The organism is Fontimonas thermophila (assembly GCF_900113085.1).
Lineage (GTDB): Bacteria > Pseudomonadota > Gammaproteobacteria > Nevskiales > Nevskiaceae > Solimonas > Solimonas thermophila.
This window is the reverse complement of the sequence record NZ_FOOC01000004.1, coordinates 143,124-164,058: the sequence shown is the minus strand read 5'-3', so window position 1 is coordinate 164,058 and position 20,935 is coordinate 143,124. Positions and strand designations below refer to the sequence as shown.

Sequence of the window (20,935 nt, the reverse complement as noted above, 5' to 3'; positions counted from 1 at the left end):
CTTTCGAACGGACGGCCCCGACGATGCGCGTATGGCTGATCACCACGGTTCTGCTCAAGCCGCTGCACTTCGTCCAGAACCGCATCGATGCCTGGGTGATGGCCCGTGTCCGCCGTCAGTCAGGACCGATCACCGTGGCGCGTGGACGCGTCTACATTCTGCCAACCCGCTTCGGCTATGCCTTCGCGCTGATGCTGCTGGCCATGCTGCTGGGCGCGATGAACTACTCGAACAGCATGGCTTTTCTGCTGACCTTCCTGCTCGCGGGCCTGGGGTTGGTGTGTATGCATCACACGCATGCGAATCTCGTCAACATCCAGTTGCGTGCCGGCTCTTGTGCGCCGGTCTTCGCCGGCGACATCGCGCATTTCGAAGTGCGCATCGACAACCCGTCCGCACACCCGCGCTATGCGCTGGCCCTGAGCTGGCCCAAGGCCGAGAAGCAAGCGATTACCGCCGATGTGCCGGCACGGGGCTCGATCACGCTGGTCCTGTCGCTGCCGACACAGCATCGCGGCTGGCTGCCGGCAGGCGTGTTCAGCGTCTCCACCGAATATCCGCTGGGGTTGTTCCACGCCTGGACCTGGGCGGAACTGGACATGCGCTGCCTGGTGTTTCCGCGCCCAGCACCCGGCGGGATCGTGCCTCCCGCGACCGTGGGCACGAATGGGCTGGCCAGCGGCGAACGCAGCGGGCAGGACGAATTCGCCGGCCTGCGCAGCTACCGCCGCGGTGATGCACCACGTTCCATCCACTGGAAAAGCTTCCCCAAACTGACGCATCCGGTGGTCAAACAGTTCGCCGAAACCCTGGAGCAGGAGCTGTGGCTGGACTGGGTGGCATTGCCCTGGCTCGACACGGAGGCACGTCTGTCACAACTGACGCGCTGGGTTCTCGACGCCGAGGCCGCACAGCGCAGTTACGGCCTGCGCCTCCCCGGCCGGGTGATCGCTCCCGGCCGCGGCGATGCGCACCGCATCGAGTGTCTGCGCGCACTGGCGCTCTACGAAGACGCACAGCCGTGAACGAGTACCTGCCGCTGGCCACCCTGCTACGCTTGCTCGCCGTGCTGACACTGACGCTGGCGCCGCATGTCGGACACCTGCCGCCGTGGGTGTCGGCACTGATCGCGGGATTGATCGTCTGGCGTGGTCTCACCGCATACCGGCAGTGGCGCATGCCGGGCACGATGGTCAAGATCGCCCTCGCGCTGCTCGCGTTCGTCGGCGTCCTCGTCCACTTCGATGGCCGTCTCGGCGGCCAGAACGCCGGAACGACGCTGCTGTGTGTGATGACGGCCCTCAAGCTGCTGGAGTTCAAAGGCCGCCGCGACGTGATGGTGCTGATCTTCCTGATGTACTTCATGCTGCTCACCCACTTCCTGTTCTCGCAGGAAATGTGGACGGTGGCCTATCTGTTCGTGTGCGTCCTTGCGGTCACCGCCGTCCTCATCGAATGCCAGCATCGCGGCGCGCTGTCACCGCGCATCACCCTGCGCAAAGGCGGAATCATGGTGCTGCAGGCACTGCCGCTGATGGTGCTGCTGTTCGTCCTGTTCCCGCGCATTCCCGGACCTCTGTGGGGATTGCCCGAGGACAGCGCCGCGGCGCGTAGTGGCCTGCCCGACCAGATGGCGCCCGGCGACATCTCGCGCCTGATCGAATCCGATGAGGTCGCCTTCCGCGTCGAATTCCACGGCCCGGTTCCGCCGCCGTCGGCGCGCTACTGGCGCGGACCGGTTTTCGATCACTTCGACGGCCGCGCCTGGCGGGACAGCGTTCCGACCTTCGCATCAGGTCTCTCATCGCGGCTCGAACTGCTCGGTGAACCGGTGTCCTATGCGATCATGCTGGAGTCGCAGCGCGGCCGCTGGCTGTTCGCGTTGGACATGCCGGCGGCGCGATCCCTGCCCGACGATGCGTTCATCGGCCGCGAGGGCCAGCTACTCGCACGCAAACCCGTGACCGAGCGCCGCCGCTACGAGCTGACCTCGTACATGCAATACCGCCTGGCGCCGGAGCTGGACGAGCATGCCCGCAAGCGCTACCTGCGCCTGCCGCCCGACTTCAATCCCCGCACGCGCACACTCGCCGCCACGCTGCGCACGCATTACACCGACGATGAGGCGCTGGTCACCGCTGTACTGCGCATGTTTCACGAACAACCCTTCGTCTATACCTTGCGGCCGCCGCCACTGGGACGGCACAGCGTCGATGAATTCCTGTTCGATACCCGCCGTGGATTTTGCGAGCACTACGCCGGGGCTTTCAGTTTCCTGATGCGCGCCGCCGGCATTCCGGCGCGGGTCGTCACCGGCTATCAGGGCGGCCAGCACAATGTCTTCGGCGATTACTACGTCGTGCGTCAGTCCGACGCCCACGCGTGGGCGGAAGTGTGGATCGAGAACCGCGGCTGGGTGCGCGTCGATCCGACGGCCGCGGTATCGCCACAGCGCATCGAGCAGAGCATCGAAGCTGCGCTCGATGCAGCGGAAGGTCTGCCCGGTCACCTCGCCGCCCGCACGCGCCTGCGCTTTTATCTGGAAGCCCGCTGGGAATGGCTCAACGGACGCTGGAACGCGCTCGTGCTCTCTTACGGACCGGAACTGCAGCAGCGTTTTCTCGAACGTCTGGGACTCGATGACCTGCGCGATACGATCCTCGCGCTCACCGTACTCGGCACCTCGATCCTCGCCTTCATGGGCGTGCTGACACTGCGCCAGTTCGCACCAGAACCGGTGCGCGATGCCGCCTTGCGCGAATGGCAGCGGCTGACACGCCGGCTCGCCCGCGCCGGTCTGCCGCAACGCCCCGGAGAAGGCCCCCGCGACTATGCCGCACGCGTAGCCGCCGTCCATCCGGAATGGGCGCAGGCCATTCACCACATTACGCAGCTCTACGTGCGCATGCGCTACCTAGACGATCCCGACCCCGCCGGACAAAACGCCCTGGTCGACGCGGTGCGGGCGTTCAAACCGCGCTCGGCCCGGCGGCGTTCGTGGATACGTTCATAGCTGCGCGCGGATCATCCACAGGTCGGGGAACAACGATCGAAACAGCGTCCCGCGCAGATAGTCGACACCGCTGGATCCTCCAGTGCCCGGTTTGGCACCGATCGTGCGCTCGACCATCTTTACGTGCCGGTAACGCCATTCCTGCAAACCCTCGTCGAGATCCACGAACCGCTCGCAAATTTGCATCTCGAGACCGTCACGGCGGTAGAGTTCGACGAGCAAGGTCTGCACCTCCGGCGAACCGGCATACGCCTCGGTCACGTCACGCATGAGGATGGCGCGCGGAATCGGCCATCCATGTCTAGCCAGGTAGTGCAGGAAGTGATCGTAAAGCGTCGGCGCGGACCAGGCCTGCTCGAGCAACGCACGCCCGGCGGAAGCCTGCGGATAACCGTCGAGCACGGCACGCCGTTTATGACCGAGCCGGAATTCCAAGGCGCGGAATTGCGCCGACTGAAAACCGCTCGCAGCCTCAAGTCGCGCGCGAAAGGCATTGAAAGACAGCGGTGTCATCGTTTCCAGCACATCGACTTGTGCGACCAGCGTTTTGAGAATCGTGAGCAGGCGTTTGAACGTCGCCAGAGCCGCACCGGTGTCGTCAGCATCGAATGAGCGCGTCAACGCGCCAAGTTCGTGCAGTATCTGCTTGAACCACAGCTCGTAGATCTGGTGGATAATGATGAACAACATCTCGTCGTGCTCCGGGCCGTCGGAGCGTGGGGATTGCAAGCCCAGCAGTTCATCGATCCGCAGATAAGAACTGTAGGTGAGCGGCTTGTTCGACATGGCGGCCCAGACGTTAGGGGAACATTTGGATTATGCGGGACCAGATCGCAATCGGCGCTGCCGTGCCGCGCCGCCGGCACCTCGTATTCCACTGGATCGGCCGTATCGTGCTCGCCGTCACGGGCTGGCGCCTCGACGTGCGCCTGCCCGACGTCCCGAAAATGGTCCTGATCGCCGCGCCACACACATCAAACTGGGATTTCGTGTTCGGCATGGCGGCCGTCCTCAAGCTGCAGATCGCGCTGCACTGGTATGCCAAGCACACCCTGTTCAAGACCGCTCTCGGACCGTTGTTTCGCTGGCTCGGGGGGCTACCTGTGGACCGCAGCGCGCCCGGCGGCATCGTGCGCCAGACGGCATCCGCCTTCGCCGAACGCACGCAACTGATCATCGCCCTGGCTCCCGAGGGCACACGTGCACGCCGGAAGGAGTGGAAACGCGGGTTCTACCACATGGCCACGATGGCGCAGGTGCCGATCGTCGTCGCTTACATCGACTACGGCCGTAAGCTGATCGGCACCGGACCGGTGTTCATGCCCAGCGGCAACTGGGCGCAGGACATGAAGCCCGTGTTCGAGTTCTACCGCAGCATACGGGCGAAGCACCCACAGCTGTTCGCGGTCGAAAACCTGTAGCGCGAACGCCGCTCACACACCCCGCAGTGGATCGCGCACGCGCGCCAGCAGGACTGCACCGGCGATGAAAAACACGAGCAGCGACAGAATCGCATCACGCGCACTGCCACTGAGCTGGGCGGTGATGCCGACGACGGTGGGGCCGAGCACGGCGGCGAATTTACCGATCATGTTGTAGAACCCAAAGAATTCTCCTGCCCTCTCGGATGGAATCAGCCGTGCGTAATAAGAACGCGACAACGACTGCACACCGCCCTGCACGCAGCCGATCGCTGCCGCCATCAGATAGAACTGCGTCAGGGTCTGCAGATGGTAGGCACCGATGGTGACGGCCGTATAGACGGCAAGCGCGACGAAGATGGCGCGCCGTGTACCCCAACGCTCGCCGAGTCGGCCGAACACCAGCGCCGCCGGGAACCCGATGAACTGCACGAGCAGCAATGCGCCGATGAGATGATCGGACGCAAACCCGAGTTTCATGCCGAAATCGACGGCCATCACGATGATCGTGTCGACGCCGTCGATGTAGAGCCAGTACGCAAGCAGGAACATCCAGACCGGGCGCAGACCACGCAGCGCGCGCAGGGTCGCGAACAGCTCGAGCCAGCCGCTGGCACCGCCGCGCGGGGGCGTTTCGGGAACGTAACGGAACAACGGCAGGGCAAAGACGAGCCACCAGATCGCCACGCTGACGAAGGCTACACGCGTGGCCAGTGCTGCATCGGCCAGACCAAACCACTGCGGCTTGAGCGCCATCGCGACATTGATGGCGAACAACAAGCCGCCACCGAGATAGCCGAGACCATAACCGAGCGCGGACACCCGATCCATTTCGCGCGGATGCGCGACGCTGACGAGCAGTGCGTCGTACAAGGAAATACCGCCGAAGAAGCCGATCCGCGCGGCGATCGACAGCGCGATCGCCCACCCCCACTGACCTTTGCCGACCAGATACAGGGCCGCGGTCGAAACCACCCCCATCAGCGTGAGCACCGCCAGAAAGCGTTTCTTGGCTCCGTGCCGGTCCGCGATCGCCCCCAGCCACGGCGAAAGCAGCATGACGACGAGACTCGCGGTCGTTGCCGTCAATCCCTGGTACAAGGTCTGGGTCTGCGGCGGTACGCCGGCTGCCCAGTACTGGTTGAAGAAGATCGGGAAAAAACCCGCGAGCACGGTCGTGGCGAAGGCCGAGTTGCCCCAGTCGTACAGCGCCCAGGACAGTTGCGCGCGGGTCACAGATCCAGCCCCAGCACCAGGGCATCCTCGCGCCCATCGTGCGCCGGATAGTAAGCCCGCCGCTCACCGAGCTGGTTAAATCCGAAACGCGCGTAGAGCTTTTGCGCCGCGGCATTGGATTTGCGGACTTCGAGCAACAGCAGCGTGACACCCGATGCCCGCGCGACCATGATCAGATGGCGCAGCAGGAACTGCGCGAGCCCACGCCGCCGCTGTTGCGGCGCAACGCAGATATTGAGAATGTGTGCCTCGCCGGCGGCCATGCTCATCAGCGCATACGCGAGCACGGCACCGGTGGGATCGACGACGACCCAGGCGCTGTATCCGACGTGCAGGCAGTCGCGGAATATGCCTTCCGTCCACGGAAACGCATAGGATTCCCGCTCGATGCGCAACACTTCGCCAAGATGCGCGGGCTGCATCGGCTGCAGGCGCCACAACGCGTGGGGCTGTGCGCTCATGACACGGTCGCCATATAGCGGTGGATCTGCTTGAGATCCTCCCAGCTCTTGGCCTTCTCCCGCGGACTGCGCAGCAGATAGGCCGGATGGTAGGTCACGAACACCGGTGTCTGCTGCGGACCGTAGCGATACATCGGCCCGCGCAAACGGGACAGCGGTAAATCGGTGCCGAGCAGACGTTGTGCGGCGACACGCCCGAGCGCGACGATCAATCGGGGCTTGACCAGCTCGATCTGGCGGTCGAGATAGGGGCGGCAGGCCTCGACTTCATCGGCTTCCGGATCGCGGTTGCCGGGCGGCCGGCATTTGACGACATTGGCGATGAACACGTTCTCGTGACGTGAACGCCCGATGCTCCTGAGCATCTCGTCGAGCAACTTGCCGGCGCGGCCGACGAAAGGCTCCCCCTGTGCATCCTCGTCCGCGCCGGGACCCTCACCGACAATCATCAGCGGCGCATTCTCGGGACCGACGCCGAATACCGTCTGCGTGCGCGTCGCGCACAGCTTGCAGGCCTGACAGTCCCTGACCATGGCGCGCAGGCCGGCCCAATCGGCCGGCACCTCGCGTACGACCGGCGCCGGCGCGGCGGACGCCATCACTGCCCGTACATGCGCCGCCGCAGTGACGGCCGCGGCTTCGCCCCGCTCCGCCACGGCCGGCGACGGGGACTCTGCACGCAGACGCCAGGTGTCGAGCCCCAGGGCCTTGAGATACCGCTTGCGCCGGACCGGTTCCATACGCCCATTGTAGGGCCGACTGCCACCCCGTCGGCAGATGCAGCCCGCTGCATGCTTTTTAAGGTCCGGCGCTCTCGAACTGCGGATGCGCGCGCAACACCGATGCGGCGCTGAGCCGGTTCACGGCGTTGACATAGGCCTTGGCCGAGGCGATGACGATGTCGGTATCGGCACCTTGTCCGTTGACGGTACGCCCTTCCCTGGCCAGGCGCACGGTCACCTCACCTTGCGCATCGGTCCCGGTGGTGATGTTGTTTACCGAGAACAGCAGGAGCTTGGCACCAGTCTTCACGATATTTTCGATTGCAGCGAACACGGCATCGACCGGACCGTCACCCTGAGCCTGCGCCTCACACCGCTGGCCGTCGACCAACAGCGCCACGCGCGCGACCGGCCGCACGCCGGTCTTGCTCATCGCCTCCAGTTCCAGTAGCTGCACCCGCTCGTGTGCCTGGGCGTGCTGGGTTTCACTGACCAGCGCCTGCAGATCCTCGTCGAAGATCTCGTGCTTTTTGTCCGCCAGATCCTTGAAGCGTGCAAACGCCTCGGCCAGTTCGGCGTCGGACTTGAACGTATAGCCCAGTTCCTCCAGGCGCGCGCGGAATGCAGCCCGCCCGGAGTGTTTGCCCAGCACCAGCCGGTTCGCGCTCCAGCCGACGTCTTCGGCGCGCATGATCTCGTAGGTCTGGCGGTGCTTGAGCACGCCGTCCTGATGGATGCCCGATTCATGGGCAAACGCATTGGCGCCGACGATGGCCTTGTTCGGCTGCACCGGAAAACCGGTGATGCCGGATACCAGTCGCGAGGTCGGCACGATTTGTGTCGTGTCGATGCGCGTATCAAAAGGGAAGACGTCTGCGCGCGTGCGGATCGCCATGACGATTTCTTCGAGTGCGGCATTGCCGGCGCGCTCGCCCAGACCGTTGATTGTGCACTCGATCTGGCGCGCACCGTTGAGCGCGGCCGCCAGCGAATTGGCGACCGCCAGCCCCAGGTCGTTGTGGCAGTGCACCGAAAACACAGCCTTGTGCGCGTTGGGAATGCGCTCGATCAGCGAACGGATCAGCTCACCGAACATGTGCGGCAAGGTGTACCCGACGGTGTCGGGGATATTGATCGTGCGTGCACCGGCGTCGATCGCCGCTTCGATGATGCGGCACAGGAAGTCCGGCTCCGAACGTCCGGCGTCCTCGCAGGAAAACTCGACGTCATCGGTGAACGTGCGGGCGAGCTTGACCGCACCCACGGCTGCCTGCACGACCTGATCGGGGTGCATGCGCAGCTTCTTCTCCATGTGGATGGGGCTGGTCGCGATGAAGGTGTGGATGCGCTTGCGCGGTGCCGGCGCGATGGCCTCCGCCGCCTTGGTGATGTCCGCAGCGTTGGCGCGCGCCAGCGAGCAGACGACGCTCTCGGTGATGCACTGTGCCACGGCGCGCACCGCGGCAAAGTCACCGTTGCTCGCCGCCGCAAAGCCGGCCTCGATGACATCGACCTTCATGCGCTCCAGCGCCTTGGCGATACGCACTTTCTCGTCCTGCGTCATCGACGCGCCGGGGCTCTGCTCGCCGTCGCGCAAGGTGGTGTCGAAAATGATCAAAGTGTCTTTCATGGCGTTGCTCGGATCGGGAGCATCACCCGCTCGGGATCGGCAGGTGAGGCTCCTGGGTCAGGAGAGATCGGGGTTGGGGGCTTGCACGGTATTCGGCCCCGTGCACGGCGCGCTCGTGGGATTCTGCCTTACGGCAGAAGGAGCAGACCAGAAAGAAGCGCGAGCGCCAGCGGGCGGAAGACATCCGCCGCAGGGACAAAAAGCTGGCCAATGGATACGCGCATGGCGTCAACTATAGACGATGGTGCTGACGACTGCCAATGCCGCCTACGCCGCTTCCGGTATCCGCCGGTACCGGCGCCAGAGCATGATCGTCGGCCCTGACAGCGTATAGCCAAGAAAACCGAAGAACAGAACGTTGGGTGGGTTGATCAGGATCAGGGCGAACAGGCTGATGAACAGCACCATGTAAATGAACGGTCTGCGGCGCGACAGCTTGAACTGCTTGAAGCTGTTGTAGCGGATGTTGCTGACCATCAACAGCGCACAGCCGACGGTCAGAATCGATGCCGGGATCAGCACGGCTTTGCCATCCAGCCCCCAGCTATACGCGGCCCAGACGAAGAAGGCCACCGTTGCGGCAGCCGATGGACTCGGCAGACCGAAGAAATCCTTGTTGCTGCCGGCGATCGCCGTCAGCACGTTGAAGCGGGCCAGGCGCAGCGCCGCACAGGCGGCGAACAGAAAGGCCATCGCCCAGCCGAGTTTGCCGCCGAGCCACCGGTATTCGGAGAAATGATGCAGGCTGAACGCATAGACGACGATTGCCGAGGCGACGCCAAAAGCGACCATGTCGCAGAGCGAGTCGTATTCCTTGCCGAAATCGCTCTGCGTATGGGTCAGCCGGGCGATGCGGCCATCGAGGCCGTCGGCGACCATCGCGGCGAGAATGCCGGCGGCCGCCGCCTCGAAATGCCCACCCATCGCCGCGACGATGGCGTAAAAGCCACCGAACAAGGTTCCCGTCGTAAACAGATTGGGGAGTAGATAGATACCCTTGCGGCGGGGCTTTACAACGGAGCTGACAGGCGGATCCTGCATGCCGACAGTTTTAAAGTTGCAGGCGTGAAGTTGCAAGCAGTGGCGGATCCGCGACGGGCCCGGCCCGCCACCCGAAAAGCAAGCGGGCTCACCTCGATCGGACCGATTAGTTCCGGCTCTTGTCGACGAGCTTGTTCTTTGCGATCCACGGCATCATCGCACGCAGCCTGGCGCCGACCTGCTCGATCGGATGCGCGGCGTTGAGGCGGCGCATCGCCGTCATCACCGGATAGCCGAGCTTGCCTTCGGCGATGAAATCCTTGGCGTACTTGCCGGTCTGGATGTCGAGCAGCGCCTGCTTCATCGCCTTGCGCGATTCGGCGTTGATGATCTTCGGTCCGGTCACGTACTCGCCATATTCGGCGTTGTTGGAGATCGAGTAGTTCATCGTCGCGATGCCGCCCTCGTACATCAGATCGACGATCAGCTTGAGCTCGTGCAGGCACTCGAAATAGGCCATCTCGGGCGCATAACCGGCCTCGACGAGCGTTTCGAAACCCGCCTTGACCAGCTCGACCGCTCCGCCGCAGAGCACGGCCTGTTCGCCGAACAGATCGGTTTCGCATTCATCCTTGAACGTCGTCTCGATGATGCCGGATCGGCCGCCGCCGATGGCCGACGCATACGACAGCGCGATCTCCTTGGCCTTGCCGCTCGCGTTCTGGAATACGGCGATGAGATCGGGAATACCACCGCCCTTGACATATTCGCTGCGCACCGTGTGTCCGGGCGCCTTGGGCGCGATCATGATCACGTCGAGGTCGGCGCGCGGCACGATCTGGTTGTAGTGGATCGCAAAGCCGTGCGCGAACGCCAGGGCCGCACCTTTTTTCAGGTTCGGCTCCAGATCGTTTTTATACAGCTCGGCCTGGAATTCGTCGGGCGTGAGCACCATCACCACATCGGCGGCGGCGACGGCATCCTTGACGCTCTTGACCTTGAGCCCGGCAGCCTCGGCCTTGGCGATACCGACCGAACCCGGCCGCAGCGCCACGGTGACATCGACGCCGCTGTCCTTGAGGTTCAGGGCGTGAGCATGGCCCTGCGAGCCGTAGCCGACGATCGCGACCTTCTTGGACTGAATGATCGACAGGTCGGCGTCCTTGTCGTAATAGATGGTGATTGACATTTTCGCTCCGCGGATTGGGTTCAACAGGCCTTGCGGCCACTTGGCAATCAGGCTGGCACGGCGAGGATGTGATGGCCCCGCTCCATCGCGGCAACGCCCGAGCGTACCAGTTCGAGGACCTTGGCCATGCGGCTGATCTCGGCCACAAAGGCATCGATCTCGGGGCCGGTGCCGGCGAGCTGGATCATGCGCGTGTTCTCGGATTCATCGAGAATCGCGGCACGGTGTTTGCGCACGCATTCGATGACATTGCGCGCGCTCTGGGCATCGACCTCGACCTTGAGAATCAAGAGCTCGCACTCGAAATGATCGGTGCCGGACAGGTCCATGATCTCGACGACATCGACGAGCTTGCGTGCCTGCTTGATGATCTGGTCGATGACCGCATCCGAGCCATTGGTCACCAGCGTCAGGCGCGAAACGGTGGGATCATGGGTCGGCGCCACCGACAGCGAATCGATGTTATACCCGCGCGACGAGAACATTCCGGCCACCCGGGCCAGCGCGCCGGCTTCGTTCTGCAGCAGGATGGAAATGATGTGACGCATGCGGCGGAATGGCGACAGGGGCGCGCAACATAGCTTTGCCGCACTGCAAAATCAAGCTAACATCACGGTCTTTTCGATCGCACGTCCGGAGTCCTCGTCCCGATGAACGCCGCTGCTTCCGCCACCCGTCATCCCCTCGCCGGCAAAACCATGAGCGGGGCGGAGATCGTCGTCCAGATTCTGGCCGACGAGGGTGTCGATGTCGTCTTCGGGTATTCCGGCGGCGCCATCCTGCCCACCTACGACGCGATCTTTCGTTTCAACGCCGAACACCACGAGAAAATGCCGCTGATCGTGCCGGCCAACGAGCAGGCCGCAGGCTTCATGGCCGCCGGCTATGCACGGGCCTCCGGCAAGGTCGGTGTCTGTCTGGTGACGAGCGGCCCCGGTGCGACCAACACGGTCACACCAGTGCGCGATTGCATGGCTGATTCCATCCCGATGGTGGTGATCTGCGGCCAGGTTCCGACCTCCGCCGTCGGCACGGATGCCTTTCAGGAAGCGCCGATCAGCTCGATCATGGGTGCCGCGGCCAAGCACGTGTTCCTGGTCACCGACCCGCGAAAACTCGAGGCGACCGTGCGCACGGCCTTCGAGATTGCCCGCACCGGCCGCCCCGGCCCGGTCGTCATCGACATCCCCAAGGATGTGCAGAACTGGACCGGCCCGTTCGTCGGTGAGGGCGTGCTGTCCATCCCCGGCTACCGTGCGCGTCTGAAAGCCGTGCAGAACAACCGCATCGGCACCGATGCGGCAGCGCGTTTCTACGACATGCTGCGCCAGGCCCGACGGCCACTGATCTATGCCGGCGGCGGCGTCATCCACGGCAATGCCTCGGCGGCACTGCGTGAGTTTTCGCGGACGTTCGGGATTCCGGTGACGACGACATTGATGGGCATCGGCTGCTATGACACCACCGATCCCTTGTGTCTGAAGATGCTCGGCATGCACGGCACGGCCTACGCCAACTACGCCACCGACGACTGCGATTTTCTGATCGCCGTCGGCGCGCGCTTCGACGACCGTGTCGCCGGCGTGCCGGCCAAGTTTGCACGCAGCGCCAAATGGATCGCGCACCTGGACATCGACCCGTCGGAGATCAACAAGGTCAAGCGCGTGCACTGGCACCACGTCGGCGAACTGGCGCCGGCGCTCTGCGCGCTGCAGGAATACGCGCTGGCGCAGGGATTCAAGCCCGATTACGCCGAATGGCATGCGCACATCGCCCAGCTCAAGAAAACGTACGCGATGAACTACGAACGCGGCGGCACGCTGATCCAGCCGCACGCGGTGATCGAGGAAATCAACAAGTGGACCCAGGGTGAGGCCATCGTTGCCACGGGCGTTGGCCAACACCAGATGTGGGCCGCGCAATATTTCGACTTCAAGCATCCGCGCCTGTGGCTCACTTCCGGATCGATGGGCACGATGGGCTTCGGTCTGCCGGCGGCGATCGGCGCCCAGTTCGCGCACCCGGATAAGATCGTCATCGACATCGATGGCGACGCCTCGATCCGCATGAACCTCGGCGAGCTGGAGACGGTGACCACCTACAACCTGCCGGTGAAGATCGTCGTGCTCAACAACTTCGGTGACGGCATGGTCAAACAGTGGCAGCGCCTGTTCTTCGACAGCCGCTATGCCGGCTCCGACAAGAGCCTGCACCGTAAGGACTTCGTCAAGGCCGCCGAGGCCGACGGCTATCAGTTCGCGCGCCGGGTCGACAAGCGCGAGGATCTTGCGCGGGTGATCCGGGAATTCATCGAATTCAAGGGCCCGGCCTTCCTCGAGGTGATCATCGATCCGATGGCCTCGGTCTATCCGATGGTCGGCCCCGGGATGTCTTACGACCAGATGATCACCGGCGAGTGGATTCCCTCGCGCAACGCGGTGCAACCACAAAAAATCGACGTCAAATCGACGGAGATGTTCTAAATCCCGCAGCAACCCCGCAATAACTGATAAGGTGCATGGACCTCTCCCCGGAGACGGTCCATGGCCTACGCGACTCAGCAGATCCGCAACCTAGCGCTGCTCGGCCACACCGGCAGTGGCAAGACCCGTCTGATCAAGGCCCTGCTCGCGCATGCCGGTGCGGCGGTTGACCCCAACGGCGGTCATACGCTGGATGCCCAGCTCTGGCACTGCGAGCAGGCCGGCCATCGCCTGCATTTTCTCGATACACCGGGCGATCCGGAACTCATCGGCCGCACGCTGGCGGTACTGCCAGCGGTCGAGTCCGCACTGGTGCTCGTCCATGCGCGCTCCGGTATCGAGCTGGCCACACGCCGGTTGATGGAAGCGGCGCAAAACCGCGGCCTGTGCCGCGTCGTCGTCGTCAGTCATCTCGACGGCGGCGGCGATCTGCCCGCCCTGCTCGACCAGCTACGCGAGAATTTTGGCGCCGAATGCCTGCCCATCAATCTGCCGGCCGATGGCGGCACGCGCGTGCAGGACTGTTTCTTTGCCCGCAGCGGCCCGCCGACCGACTTTGGCAGCATCGAGACGGCACATCGCGCCATCATCGAGCAGGTCATCGAGGTCGATGAAGTCCTGCTCGAACGCTATCTGGCGGCAGACGAGCCGGTCGCCCCCGAGCAGTTGCACGATGCATTCGAACGCGCCTTGCGCGAAGGCCACCTGATCCCGGTCTGTTTCACCAGCGCGGTCACCGGTGCCGGCATCCCCGAGCTGATGGATCTGATCGTGCGCCTGCTACCCAATCCCTGCGAAGGCAACCCTCCCCCATTCGTCAAAGGTGAGGGCGACGACGTCGAACCGGTCAGCGTGATCCCCGATCCGCAGCGCCACGTGCTCGCCCACGTCTTCAAGATCGGCATCGATCCCTACGCCGGCCGCGTGGCACTGGTGCGCCTGCACCAAGGACGGCTGCGTACCGGCCAGCATCTGTACGTCGGCGACGCACGCAAGACTTTCAAGCTCGCGCATCTGCATGACGTCCAGGGGACGACCTTGAGTGAGAAACATACCGCGCTGCCTGGCGATCTGTGCGCGATCAGCAAGGTCGACGAACTGCACTATGACGCCGTGATCCACGACTCCCACGACGAGGATCATCACCACCTGCGCGAACCGCCGCTGCCTCCTCCGATGCTGGGGCTTGCGCTCGCACCCGAGCGCCCTGGTGACGAGCAGAAACTGGCCGAGGCCCTGCACAAGCTCGTCGCCGAAGATCCGAGTCTGCAGATCAGGCAGCAAGCGACCCTCAACGAAACCGTGCTCTACGGACACGGCGAGCTGCATCTGCGCATCGCACTGGAGCGGCTCACCGCGACGTTCAACGTGCGTGTTCGCACGCATCCGCCCAGCGTACCGTTCCGCGAGACGATTACACGGGCCGCCGAGGGGCATCACCGGCACAAGAAACAAAGCGGTGGCGCCGGTCAGTTCGGTGAGGTGTATCTGCGCATCGAGCCGCTGGCGCGTGGCGCCGGCTTCGAATTCATCGATGCCGTCACCGGTGGCGCGATTCCGGGGCAATTCATCCCGTCGGTGGAGAAAGGCGTCCGTCAGGTACTCGACACCGGCGCGATCGCCGGCTTCCCGCTGCAGGACGTCCGCGTGACCGTGTACGACGGCAAGACCCATCCGGTGGATGGCAAGGACATCGCCTTCCAGATCGCCGGGCGCAAGGCTTTCCTCGACGCCATCGGCCGGGCCGGCGCCATCGTCCTCGAACCGGTGATGAATCTCGCCATCGAAGGTCCGGCTACGAGCGTCGGTGGCATCACCGGCGAAATCGCCGCGATGCGCGGCCGCATCGTGCAGCAGCAGGCACTTCCCGGACAACGCATGCGGATCGAGGCCCAGGCGCCCCTTGCTGAACTCTCCGGCCTGTTGCACCGGATCAAATCCCAGACCGCCGGCGCCGGCAGCTACACGATGAGCTTCAGCCACTATGAACAAGCGCCGCCCAGACTGCAGCAAGAACTGATGCAGCGCTACGCGCAGCGGCGCAAAGACGAGCCGGAATGAACACAAAACCGATGCCATCCGGGCTTGAACCTACGCCGAACGACGCAAGCCAGCGGCCGCGATCCGGCTAGAATCGCCCGATCCCAATCGTCACCGAGCCCTTCCATGAGCACGCAACACATCCTCTGCGACGTCGCCGATGGCGTGATGACCATCCGCCTCAACCGGCCCGAGAAAAAGAATGCGCTGAACCAGGCCATGTACACGGCGATGGCCGATGCCCTGCGCAACGCCGACCAGGACAGCACCGTGCGCGCGATCCTGCTCACCGGCACCGACGATTGTTTCTGCAGCGGCAACGACATCCAGGATTTCCTCGAAATGCCGCCGGCCGGCGAGGATGCCCCGGTGCTGCGCTTCATGCGCGCGCTCGCCGAGGCGCGCAAACCGGTCGTGGCTGCGGTCAATGGTCCGGCAGTCGGCGTCGGCACGACGCTGCTGTTTCATGTCGATCTCGCCTATGCCGGCGAAAGCGCGCGTTTCCACATGCCGTTCGTGAACATCGGCATCTGCCCGGAATTCGCGTCCAGCTATCTGCTCCCACAGATGATCGGCCACGCCCATGCTGCCGAGCTGGTGATGCTGGCCGAACCGTTCAGCGCTGCACGCGCGCTCGAATGCAAGCTCATCAACGCCGTGTTGCCGGATGCGCAGGTTTACGCACACGCGCGCGCCAAGGCAGTGAAACTCGCCCAGCAGCCCCCCAATGCGCTGCGCACGACCAAGATGCTGCTCAAACGCTGGAATGCGCCGCGCGTCGCCGAGGCGATCATGTTCGAAGCCCAGCACTTCATGCCGATGCTCGGCGGGCCGGAGGCGCGGGAAGCGCTGACTGCATTCATGCAAAAGCGCAAACCGGACTTTTCCAAATTCGCCTAGCCATGGCCGCGGCTTGACGCCGCCCCGGGCCACACGCAGCATCGCGGCATACCCGATCCACCCCGTCGTCGATGCCCACCCCCACCGGCAAACGCGAACGCAACAAGGCCGCCAACCGAACGGCGATCCTCGAGGCCGCGCGGCGCTGCTTCCTCGAGCTCGGCTACGAGGCGGTGACGATCCGCGACGTCATCCGCCTCTCCGGCCTTGCTGCCGGAACGTTCTATAACTACTTCCCCGACAAGGCATCGCTGTTTCGTGCGCTCGTCGAGGTGCGCCTGTCCAAGCTGCAGGACCGCATCCACGCCGCCCGCGAGCGCGCCACCGACATCGATTCGTTCTTTTACCAGTCATACCTGGCCGCGTTACAGGAAGTGCGTGCCGACCCGGATTTCTTCGAGCTGATGTTCCGCAACGAACCGGTCGTGCGGTCCTTCTACAACGACAATTTCTTCGGCCTGATCATGGCTTCGCTCAAGCACGACTTGCAGGATGCGATCACGCGCGGGCTGGTACCGGACCTCGACGTCGATGCGCTGACCGCGATCTCCTTCGGCGCAGGTTATGAACTCGCGCGCCTGATCGCGCAGCAGCCGCAGCGCGACATTGAACAGACCGCGCGCTTCGTGACACGCCTGTTCCTCGAAGGCCTGCCCGCGCTCACCGAAAAACCCAAGCTGATCCGCCTGGGGTCACGCCTGCTCGGCGGCGCCGCGCGCTAAAACGCCTGCGGGCCGATCAGAACAGCTCCACGGCGCCCGGCTGCATCGTCTCCTGCGCAACCGGTTTGTGGGGGGCTGCGCGCCAGCTCTCCCGTGGCTTGTCCCGTGCGGGGACGTGCGCTGATCCGGCAATGCCGGCAGCTTCGGCATTGATCGATTCGATGCGCTCGGCATGGCGCAGCGCCGTACCCAATGCCTGGGTCGAGATGTCCTCGAACTGCAGGCAGCGCACGGCACGGCCCACCGCATCGGCGATGCGCTCACGCGCTGCAGAAACTTCCCGGATGCCGGTGGCAAGACCGCTGTTGATGGTCTCGACCTGAACCAGCAGACGGTTCGCCTCGTCGCGGGCGCCGACACTCAGGCTGAGATCGCGCGAGGCCATTTCACCGACCGTTTCACGCACCGCGGCGACGGCTTCCTTGGAACTGGAAACCAGCTTGCGAATCTGCTCGTTGAAATTCGTCGAGCGCTCGGAGAGGTTGCGCACTTCCTCGGCGACGACGGCAAAGCCGCGTCCGGCCTCGCCTGCGCGCGCGGCCTCGATCGCGGCATTGAGCGCGAGCAGATTGGTCTGATCGGCGATCGACTTGACGTCGCCGAGCAGCTCGAAGATCGCATCGAGCTGTTTGACCATGTCGTCGATCTGGCGCACGCTCTCCGCGCTCTGCCGGCTGACCTGTGCCAGCGATTCGACGAGGCCGTTCATCAACTGGACCGCCGTTTCGGTGAACCGGCGCACGTCCATCCCGTGGCCGTTACCGGTCTGACTGAGGATACGGGAAACCGCGGCCTGCTGGACCTCGGACTGACGCGTCATCTCTTCGAAGGCCGCACCGAGCTGACGCACTGACTCGGCGATGAGATTACGCACACGCTGGATTTCGCGCTCGACACCTTCGACCTCGGCGGCCAGGCCACAGCGCCACTCACCGAGCTTGCGCTGGTTCTGATCCTGCTCCTGCTCGAGGCGGGCCTGCGCATCGCCCATCGTTCGCAGCAGCCGGAACTGCCAGCCGGCCAGTCCAGCCCAGGCCACCACGGCAGCGGCTCCGCTCAGCCACACCATGCCATGGCTGACATCGAATGGCAGAGAGGCGAGATGCAGTACCGTGAACGCTACGGGCACGGCCCATGGTCTGAAGTGCATGCCTTGCATGATCTGCTCCACGATCCTCGATCGGATCCTCGTCAAAACCGCTTATCGGCCATTGCCGCCGACCCTTGAGCACCGACGTGCTGACTGGCGCGCGATGCCGGTTGACCGGCCCAGGCCAGGAGTTGGTCGGCGATGCGGTGCAGCGGCAGCACGACCTCGGCTGCGCCCATGCGCACGGCGGCGCCCGGCATGCCCCAGACCACGCTACTGGCCTCATCCTGTGCACAGGTATGCGCACCCAGTTGGCGCAGGGTAAGCAAACCACGGGCGCCGTCCTCCCCCATACCGGTCAGCAAAGCGGCGACGGCATTGGTACCGACGTTCTCGGCCACCGACTGAAACATCACATCCACACTCGGACGATGCCGGTTTTCTGGCGGCGCATCCGACAGCCGGCAGACGTAACGCGCGCCGCTGCGGGTCACCCGCAGATGCCGATCCCCTGGCGCAATGTAGACATGGCCGGGCACGATCTGCTGGCCATCCTGTGCCTCGCAGACCGACATCGCCGACGCACGATCCATACGCGCGGCAAAAGGGCCGCTGAACATCGCTGGAATGTGCTGCGTGATCACGATCGCCGGTGCATCCGGCGGCATCGCCATCAGCACCTCCTTGATCGCCTCGGTGCCGCCGGTGGACGCGCCGATCGCGATGATTTTCTCGGTCGTGTTGAAGTGGCGCACCGTAGCGGCGCCAGCATCTGAGCGCGGCCGCGGAGCCGCCAGTCCGAGAGAACCCCGCGGACGCGCATTGGCCACTGCTTTGACTTTGTCGCGCAGCAATTCCGCGTAGGCCTGCAGACCGGCGCGCACGTCCAGTGCCGGCTTGGTGATGAAATCGACGGCACCGAGTTCGAGAGCCTGCAGCGTCACGTCTGCGCCGTGAGCGGTCAACGAGGACACCATCAGCACTGGCATCGGATGCAACCGCATCAGGTTTTCGAGGAAGGTCAAACCATCCATGCGTGGCATCTCGACGTCCAGCGTCAATACGTCCGGATGCAATTGTTTGATCTTGTCGCGTGCGATCAGCGGATCTGCTGCGGCGCCCACGACTTCCAGAGCCGGATCGGCCGACAGGATCTCGGTCAGCACGCTGCGCACGAGCGCGGAATCATCGACGATCAGCACCTTGATGCGTCTGGCATTCATTCGAAGATCTCCACCTCGCCCGCCAGCGACGCACGCCGCAGGTCGCGGCCATAGGCCTGCTCTGCAGTGAGATCTGCCACCGTCGCTGCGACGGGCAGATGGCGCACACGCACGCGCCCGCTTTTGACGTGATAGGCAACCTTGCGCGCATCCTCGCCACCCAGATCGTGTGCCGCAACGACGATGCCTTCGCGCGCGAGGTAATCGAGCACGAACTCGGCGTTGCGGTTGCCGACGGTGATGCCGGTCATGCTGCGGATGACATTGCCGCCGCCGAACACCTTGGCTTCGAGGCGATGCCGCTGCCCACCACGCTTTAGCAACTCGTTGATGAGCACCTCCATCGCGTAGGCACCGTAACGTGCGTTGGTGCCGCCGGTGCCGCGTTCGTCGTCCGGCAGCATGAAGTGGTTCATGCCACCGACGCCGGCGAGCGGGTCGCGGATACAGGCCGCGACACAGGAACCGAGCAGCGTCAACAGCGTGACATCAGCGGCGCTGACCTCGTACTCGCCCGGCAGCACCTTGATGACCTCACAACCGAGCTGCCGGTCGAAATAGCGCGGGGCGATGCCCTGCCTTACCCGTGCATCCCAGGCGTGACGCAAGGCCGCGGTCATATCGGCTGTTCCGCCTCGACCGCCTGCGTAGGCCGGCGGTAAGTCGTGCGCCCGATCGGAACGAGGAGATCCTCGACATGGAGCAGGCTCTCGGAATGGCCAGTGAACAGCAAGCCTCCCGGCGCGAGCAAGGGCACCAGCCGCCGCATCAGCCGCACCTGTGTCGGCTTGTCGAAATAGATCATCACATTGCGGCAGAAAATCGCTGCAAACGGTCCGCGCAGCGGCCAGCGCGGGTCGAGCAGATTGAGCTGGCGAAAGGTCACCATGCGCCGAAGTGATTCATGTACGCGACACTGTCCGGCATGCACACCGATGCCACGCAGGAAAAAGCGCTTTACCCGTTCGGGCGCGAGATTGGCGATCCGCTCGAGTGGATAGACGCCACGCTCGGCGGTCATGAGCACCTGCGTGTCGATATCGGTGGCCAGGATCGAGACGGACGAAGCCGCCGGCCCTAGTGCCTCGATCGCGGTCATCGCCATCGTGTAAGGCTCCTCGCCGGTGGATGCTGCACACGACCACAGCGCGATGCGTTGGCCGCGCGCCATCGTGCGCAAATGTTCACGCAAGGTATCGAAGTGATGGCTTTCACGAAAAAACGCGGTCAGATTCGTCGTCAGCGCGTTGGTGAACGCCTCCCACTCGGGACTCTGGGGCGTGCGTTCCAGCGCATCGAGATAATCGCGGAACGCGCGGTGGCCAGTCACACGCAAACGCCGCGACAGCCGGCTATAGACGAGATCGCGCTTGCCCGCGGCGAGCGCGATCCCGGCACGCTGCAGAATCAGCGCACGGACACGTTCGAAATCACGTTCGTCATAGGCGAATTCGCGTTCGATCACCATCTCGCCCATCGGCGATCTCTCCGCGCTCAGAACTCGGTCCACTGCTCCGCCGCCTCGGCACTGCGCTTGGTGGCGCGGGCAATGGCCGAAGACCGAGGCTTGCCAGTCGCGGCCTGGGCAACGGTCAAGGGCTTGCTCGTATCGCGCGGGGGCCTGGATCCCACGGCCGTGGGGGCAGCTGTGGCAGCCGTCTGTTCATCACCGCCGAGTCGGAAAATACTCACCGATGCTGCAAGCCCCGCAGCCTGCTCCTCGAGGGCGCGTGCCGCCGCCGAGGCTTCTTCGACCAGCGCCGCGTTCTGCTGCGTGACCTCGTCCATCGACGTGATCGCCTGGTTCACCTGCTCGATGCCCTG

19 protein-coding genes and 1 pseudogene are annotated in these 20,935 nt (G+C 64.3%); 7 read left to right on the top strand and 13 right to left on the bottom strand.

Going from position 1 to position 20,935, the window contains the following annotated elements; genetic code table 11:
* Positions 1 to 23: 23 nt before the first annotated feature.
* Together BMZ48_RS05565 and BMZ48_RS05560 are read left to right on the top strand one after the other, a co-directional pair.
* Complete coding sequence (locus tag BMZ48_RS05565; protein WP_091532754.1) at positions 24 to 1,025, top strand: DUF58 domain-containing protein; 1,002 nt, start codon at positions 24 to 26, stop codon at positions 1,023 to 1,025.
* Entirely contained in the window at positions 1,022 to 3,013 is a 1,992-nt protein-coding gene (locus tag BMZ48_RS05560; RefSeq protein WP_091532752.1) for a transglutaminase TgpA family protein, read from the top strand. The genes BMZ48_RS05565 and BMZ48_RS05560 overlap by 4 nt, the downstream gene beginning before the upstream one ends.
* On the opposite strand, the gene BMZ48_RS05555 is transcribed toward BMZ48_RS05560, so the two are convergent.
* The gene (locus BMZ48_RS05555; RefSeq protein ID WP_091532750.1) at positions 3,008 to 3,799 is read right to left on the bottom strand and encodes a tryptophan 2,3-dioxygenase; all 792 of its coding nucleotides are present in this window, start codon (positions 3,797 to 3,799) and stop codon (positions 3,008 to 3,010) included. The genes BMZ48_RS05560 and BMZ48_RS05555 overlap by 6 nt on opposite strands.
* A gap of 32 nt (positions 3,800 to 3,831) precedes the next feature.
* Here BMZ48_RS05555 and BMZ48_RS05550 point away from each other — a divergent pair, with 32 nt between their 5' ends.
* Positions 3,832 to 4,434: a 1-acyl-sn-glycerol-3-phosphate acyltransferase gene (locus BMZ48_RS05550; protein WP_091532747.1), complete on the top strand. Its 603-nt coding sequence runs from the start codon at positions 3,832 to 3,834 to the stop codon at positions 4,432 to 4,434.
* A gap of 12 nt (positions 4,435 to 4,446) precedes the next feature.
* On the opposite strand, the gene BMZ48_RS05545 is transcribed toward BMZ48_RS05550, so the two are convergent.
* From BMZ48_RS05545 to ilvN, 7 genes are all read right to left on the bottom strand, one after another.
* Complete coding sequence (locus BMZ48_RS05545) at positions 4,447 to 5,670, bottom strand: MFS transporter (protein WP_091532746.1); 1,224 nt, start codon at positions 5,668 to 5,670, stop codon at positions 4,447 to 4,449.
* Positions 5,667 to 6,131 (bottom strand): ribosomal protein S18-alanine N-acetyltransferase, encoded by a 465-nt coding sequence (rimI, locus tag BMZ48_RS05540; RefSeq protein WP_091532744.1) that lies wholly within the window; start codon positions 6,129 to 6,131, stop codon positions 5,667 to 5,669. Before rimI ends, BMZ48_RS05545 begins: the two co-directional genes overlap by 4 nt.
* Positions 6,128 to 6,871, bottom strand: a complete 744-nt coding sequence (locus BMZ48_RS05535; protein ID WP_091532742.1) for a uracil-DNA glycosylase — start codon at positions 6,869 to 6,871, stop codon at positions 6,128 to 6,130. Before BMZ48_RS05535 ends, rimI begins: the two co-directional genes overlap by 4 nt.
* 58 nt (positions 6,872 to 6,929) lie before the next feature.
* Entirely contained in the window at positions 6,930 to 8,483 is a 1,554-nt protein-coding gene (locus BMZ48_RS05530; protein WP_091532740.1) for a 2-isopropylmalate synthase, read from the bottom strand.
* A gap of 267 nt (positions 8,484 to 8,750) precedes the next feature.
* Complete coding sequence (pssA, locus tag BMZ48_RS05525) at positions 8,751 to 9,524, bottom strand: CDP-diacylglycerol--serine O-phosphatidyltransferase (RefSeq protein WP_091532738.1); 774 nt, start codon at positions 9,522 to 9,524, stop codon at positions 8,751 to 8,753.
* A gap of 106 nt (positions 9,525 to 9,630) precedes the next feature.
* A complete protein-coding gene (gene ilvC, locus BMZ48_RS05520; protein ID WP_091532995.1) occupies positions 9,631 to 10,647 on the bottom strand; it encodes a ketol-acid reductoisomerase in 1,017 nt (338 codons plus the stop codon).
* A 53-nt stretch (positions 10,648 to 10,700) separates the two neighbouring features.
* Positions 10,701 to 11,201: an acetolactate synthase small subunit gene (ilvN, locus tag BMZ48_RS05515; RefSeq protein WP_091532736.1), complete on the bottom strand. Its 501-nt coding sequence runs from the start codon at positions 11,199 to 11,201 to the stop codon at positions 10,701 to 10,703.
* A gap of 102 nt (positions 11,202 to 11,303) precedes the next feature.
* On the opposite strand from ilvN, the gene ilvB reads away from it, so the two are divergent.
* From ilvB to BMZ48_RS05495, 4 genes are all read left to right on the top strand, one after another.
* On the top strand, positions 11,304 to 13,136 hold the full coding sequence (gene ilvB / locus BMZ48_RS05510; protein ID WP_234981535.1) for a biosynthetic-type acetolactate synthase large subunit: 1,833 nt from the start codon (positions 11,304 to 11,306) through the stop codon (positions 13,134 to 13,136).
* Between the two features lie 60 nt (positions 13,137 to 13,196).
* The gene (fusA, locus tag BMZ48_RS05505; RefSeq protein ID WP_091532734.1) at positions 13,197 to 15,197 is read left to right on the top strand and encodes an elongation factor G; all 2,001 of its coding nucleotides are present in this window, start codon (positions 13,197 to 13,199) and stop codon (positions 15,195 to 15,197) included.
* Positions 15,198 to 15,302: 105 nt separating this feature from the next.
* Entirely contained in the window at positions 15,303 to 16,076 is a 774-nt protein-coding gene (locus BMZ48_RS05500; RefSeq protein WP_091532732.1) for an enoyl-CoA hydratase, read from the top strand.
* A gap of 71 nt (positions 16,077 to 16,147) precedes the next feature.
* A complete protein-coding gene (locus BMZ48_RS05495; protein WP_091532730.1) occupies positions 16,148 to 16,798 on the top strand; it encodes a TetR/AcrR family transcriptional regulator in 651 nt (216 codons plus the stop codon).
* 16 nt (positions 16,799 to 16,814) lie between these two features.
* On the opposite strand, the gene BMZ48_RS05490 is transcribed toward BMZ48_RS05495, so the two are convergent.
* The 5 genes and pseudogenes from BMZ48_RS05490 to BMZ48_RS13075 form a co-directional block, all read right to left on the bottom strand.
* Positions 16,815 to 17,948, bottom strand: a complete 1,134-nt coding sequence (locus BMZ48_RS05490; protein ID WP_091532991.1) for a methyl-accepting chemotaxis protein — start codon at positions 17,946 to 17,948, stop codon at positions 16,815 to 16,817.
* A 41-nt stretch (positions 17,949 to 17,989) separates the two neighbouring features.
* Positions 17,990 to 19,111, bottom strand: coding sequence for a protein-glutamate methylesterase/protein-glutamine glutaminase (locus BMZ48_RS05485; protein ID WP_091532728.1), 1,122 nt, complete (start codon positions 19,109 to 19,111; stop codon positions 17,990 to 17,992).
* Positions 19,108 to 19,731, bottom strand: coding sequence for a chemoreceptor glutamine deamidase CheD (gene cheD, locus BMZ48_RS05480; RefSeq protein WP_091532725.1), 624 nt, complete (start codon positions 19,729 to 19,731; stop codon positions 19,108 to 19,110). The genes BMZ48_RS05485 and cheD overlap by 4 nt, the downstream gene beginning before the upstream one ends.
* Positions 19,728 to 20,588 carry a CheR family methyltransferase gene (locus tag BMZ48_RS05475; protein WP_091532723.1) on the bottom strand — a complete coding sequence of 287 codons (861 nt, stop codon included), beginning with the start codon at positions 20,586 to 20,588 and terminating at the stop codon, positions 19,728 to 19,730. Before BMZ48_RS05475 ends, cheD begins: the two co-directional genes overlap by 4 nt.
* Before the next feature lie 17 nt (positions 20,589 to 20,605).
* Positions 20,606 to 20,935, bottom strand: a pseudogene (locus tag BMZ48_RS13075) (methyl-accepting chemotaxis protein); the annotation flags it as partial.

Coding starts and splice junctions, on each gene's coding strand:
- pssA (WP_091532738.1), bottom strand. CDS start 9,524: ATGCAGGATCCGCCTGTCAGCTCCGTTGTAAAGCCCCGCCGCAAGGGT.
- BMZ48_RS05535 (WP_091532742.1), bottom strand. CDS start 6,871: ATGGAACCGGTCCGGCGCAAGCGGTATCTCAAGGCCCTGGGGCTCGAC.
- BMZ48_RS05490 (WP_091532991.1), bottom strand. CDS start 17,948: ATGCACTTCAGACCATGGGCCGTGCCCGTAGCGTTCACGGTACTGCAT.
- BMZ48_RS05530 (WP_091532740.1), bottom strand. CDS start 8,483: ATGAAAGACACTTTGATCATTTTCGACACCACCTTGCGCGACGGCGAG.
- BMZ48_RS05495 (WP_091532730.1), top strand. CDS start 16,148: ATGCCCACCCCCACCGGCAAACGCGAACGCAACAAGGCCGCCAACCGA.
- BMZ48_RS05555 (WP_091532750.1), bottom strand. CDS start 3,799: ATGTCGAACAAGCCGCTCACCTACAGTTCTTATCTGCGGATCGATGAA.
- fusA (WP_091532734.1), top strand. CDS start 13,197: ATGGCCTACGCGACTCAGCAGATCCGCAACCTAGCGCTGCTCGGCCAC.
- BMZ48_RS05475 (WP_091532723.1), bottom strand. CDS start 20,588: ATGGGCGAGATGGTGATCGAACGCGAATTCGCCTATGACGAACGTGAT.
- ilvN (WP_091532736.1), bottom strand. CDS start 11,201: ATGCGTCACATCATTTCCATCCTGCTGCAGAACGAAGCCGGCGCGCTG.
- cheD (WP_091532725.1), bottom strand. CDS start 19,731: ATGACCGCGGCCTTGCGTCACGCCTGGGATGCACGGGTAAGGCAGGGC.
- BMZ48_RS05485 (WP_091532728.1), bottom strand. CDS start 19,111: ATGAATGCCAGACGCATCAAGGTGCTGATCGTCGATGATTCCGCGCTC.
- BMZ48_RS05500 (WP_091532732.1), top strand. CDS start 15,303: ATGAGCACGCAACACATCCTCTGCGACGTCGCCGATGGCGTGATGACC.
- rimI (WP_091532744.1), bottom strand. CDS start 6,131: ATGAGCGCACAGCCCCACGCGTTGTGGCGCCTGCAGCCGATGCAGCCC.
- BMZ48_RS05550 (WP_091532747.1), top strand. CDS start 3,832: ATGCGGGACCAGATCGCAATCGGCGCTGCCGTGCCGCGCCGCCGGCAC.
- BMZ48_RS05565 (WP_091532754.1), top strand. CDS start 24: ATGCGCGTATGGCTGATCACCACGGTTCTGCTCAAGCCGCTGCACTTC.
- ilvB (WP_234981535.1), top strand. CDS start 11,304: ATGAACGCCGCTGCTTCCGCCACCCGTCATCCCCTCGCCGGCAAAACC.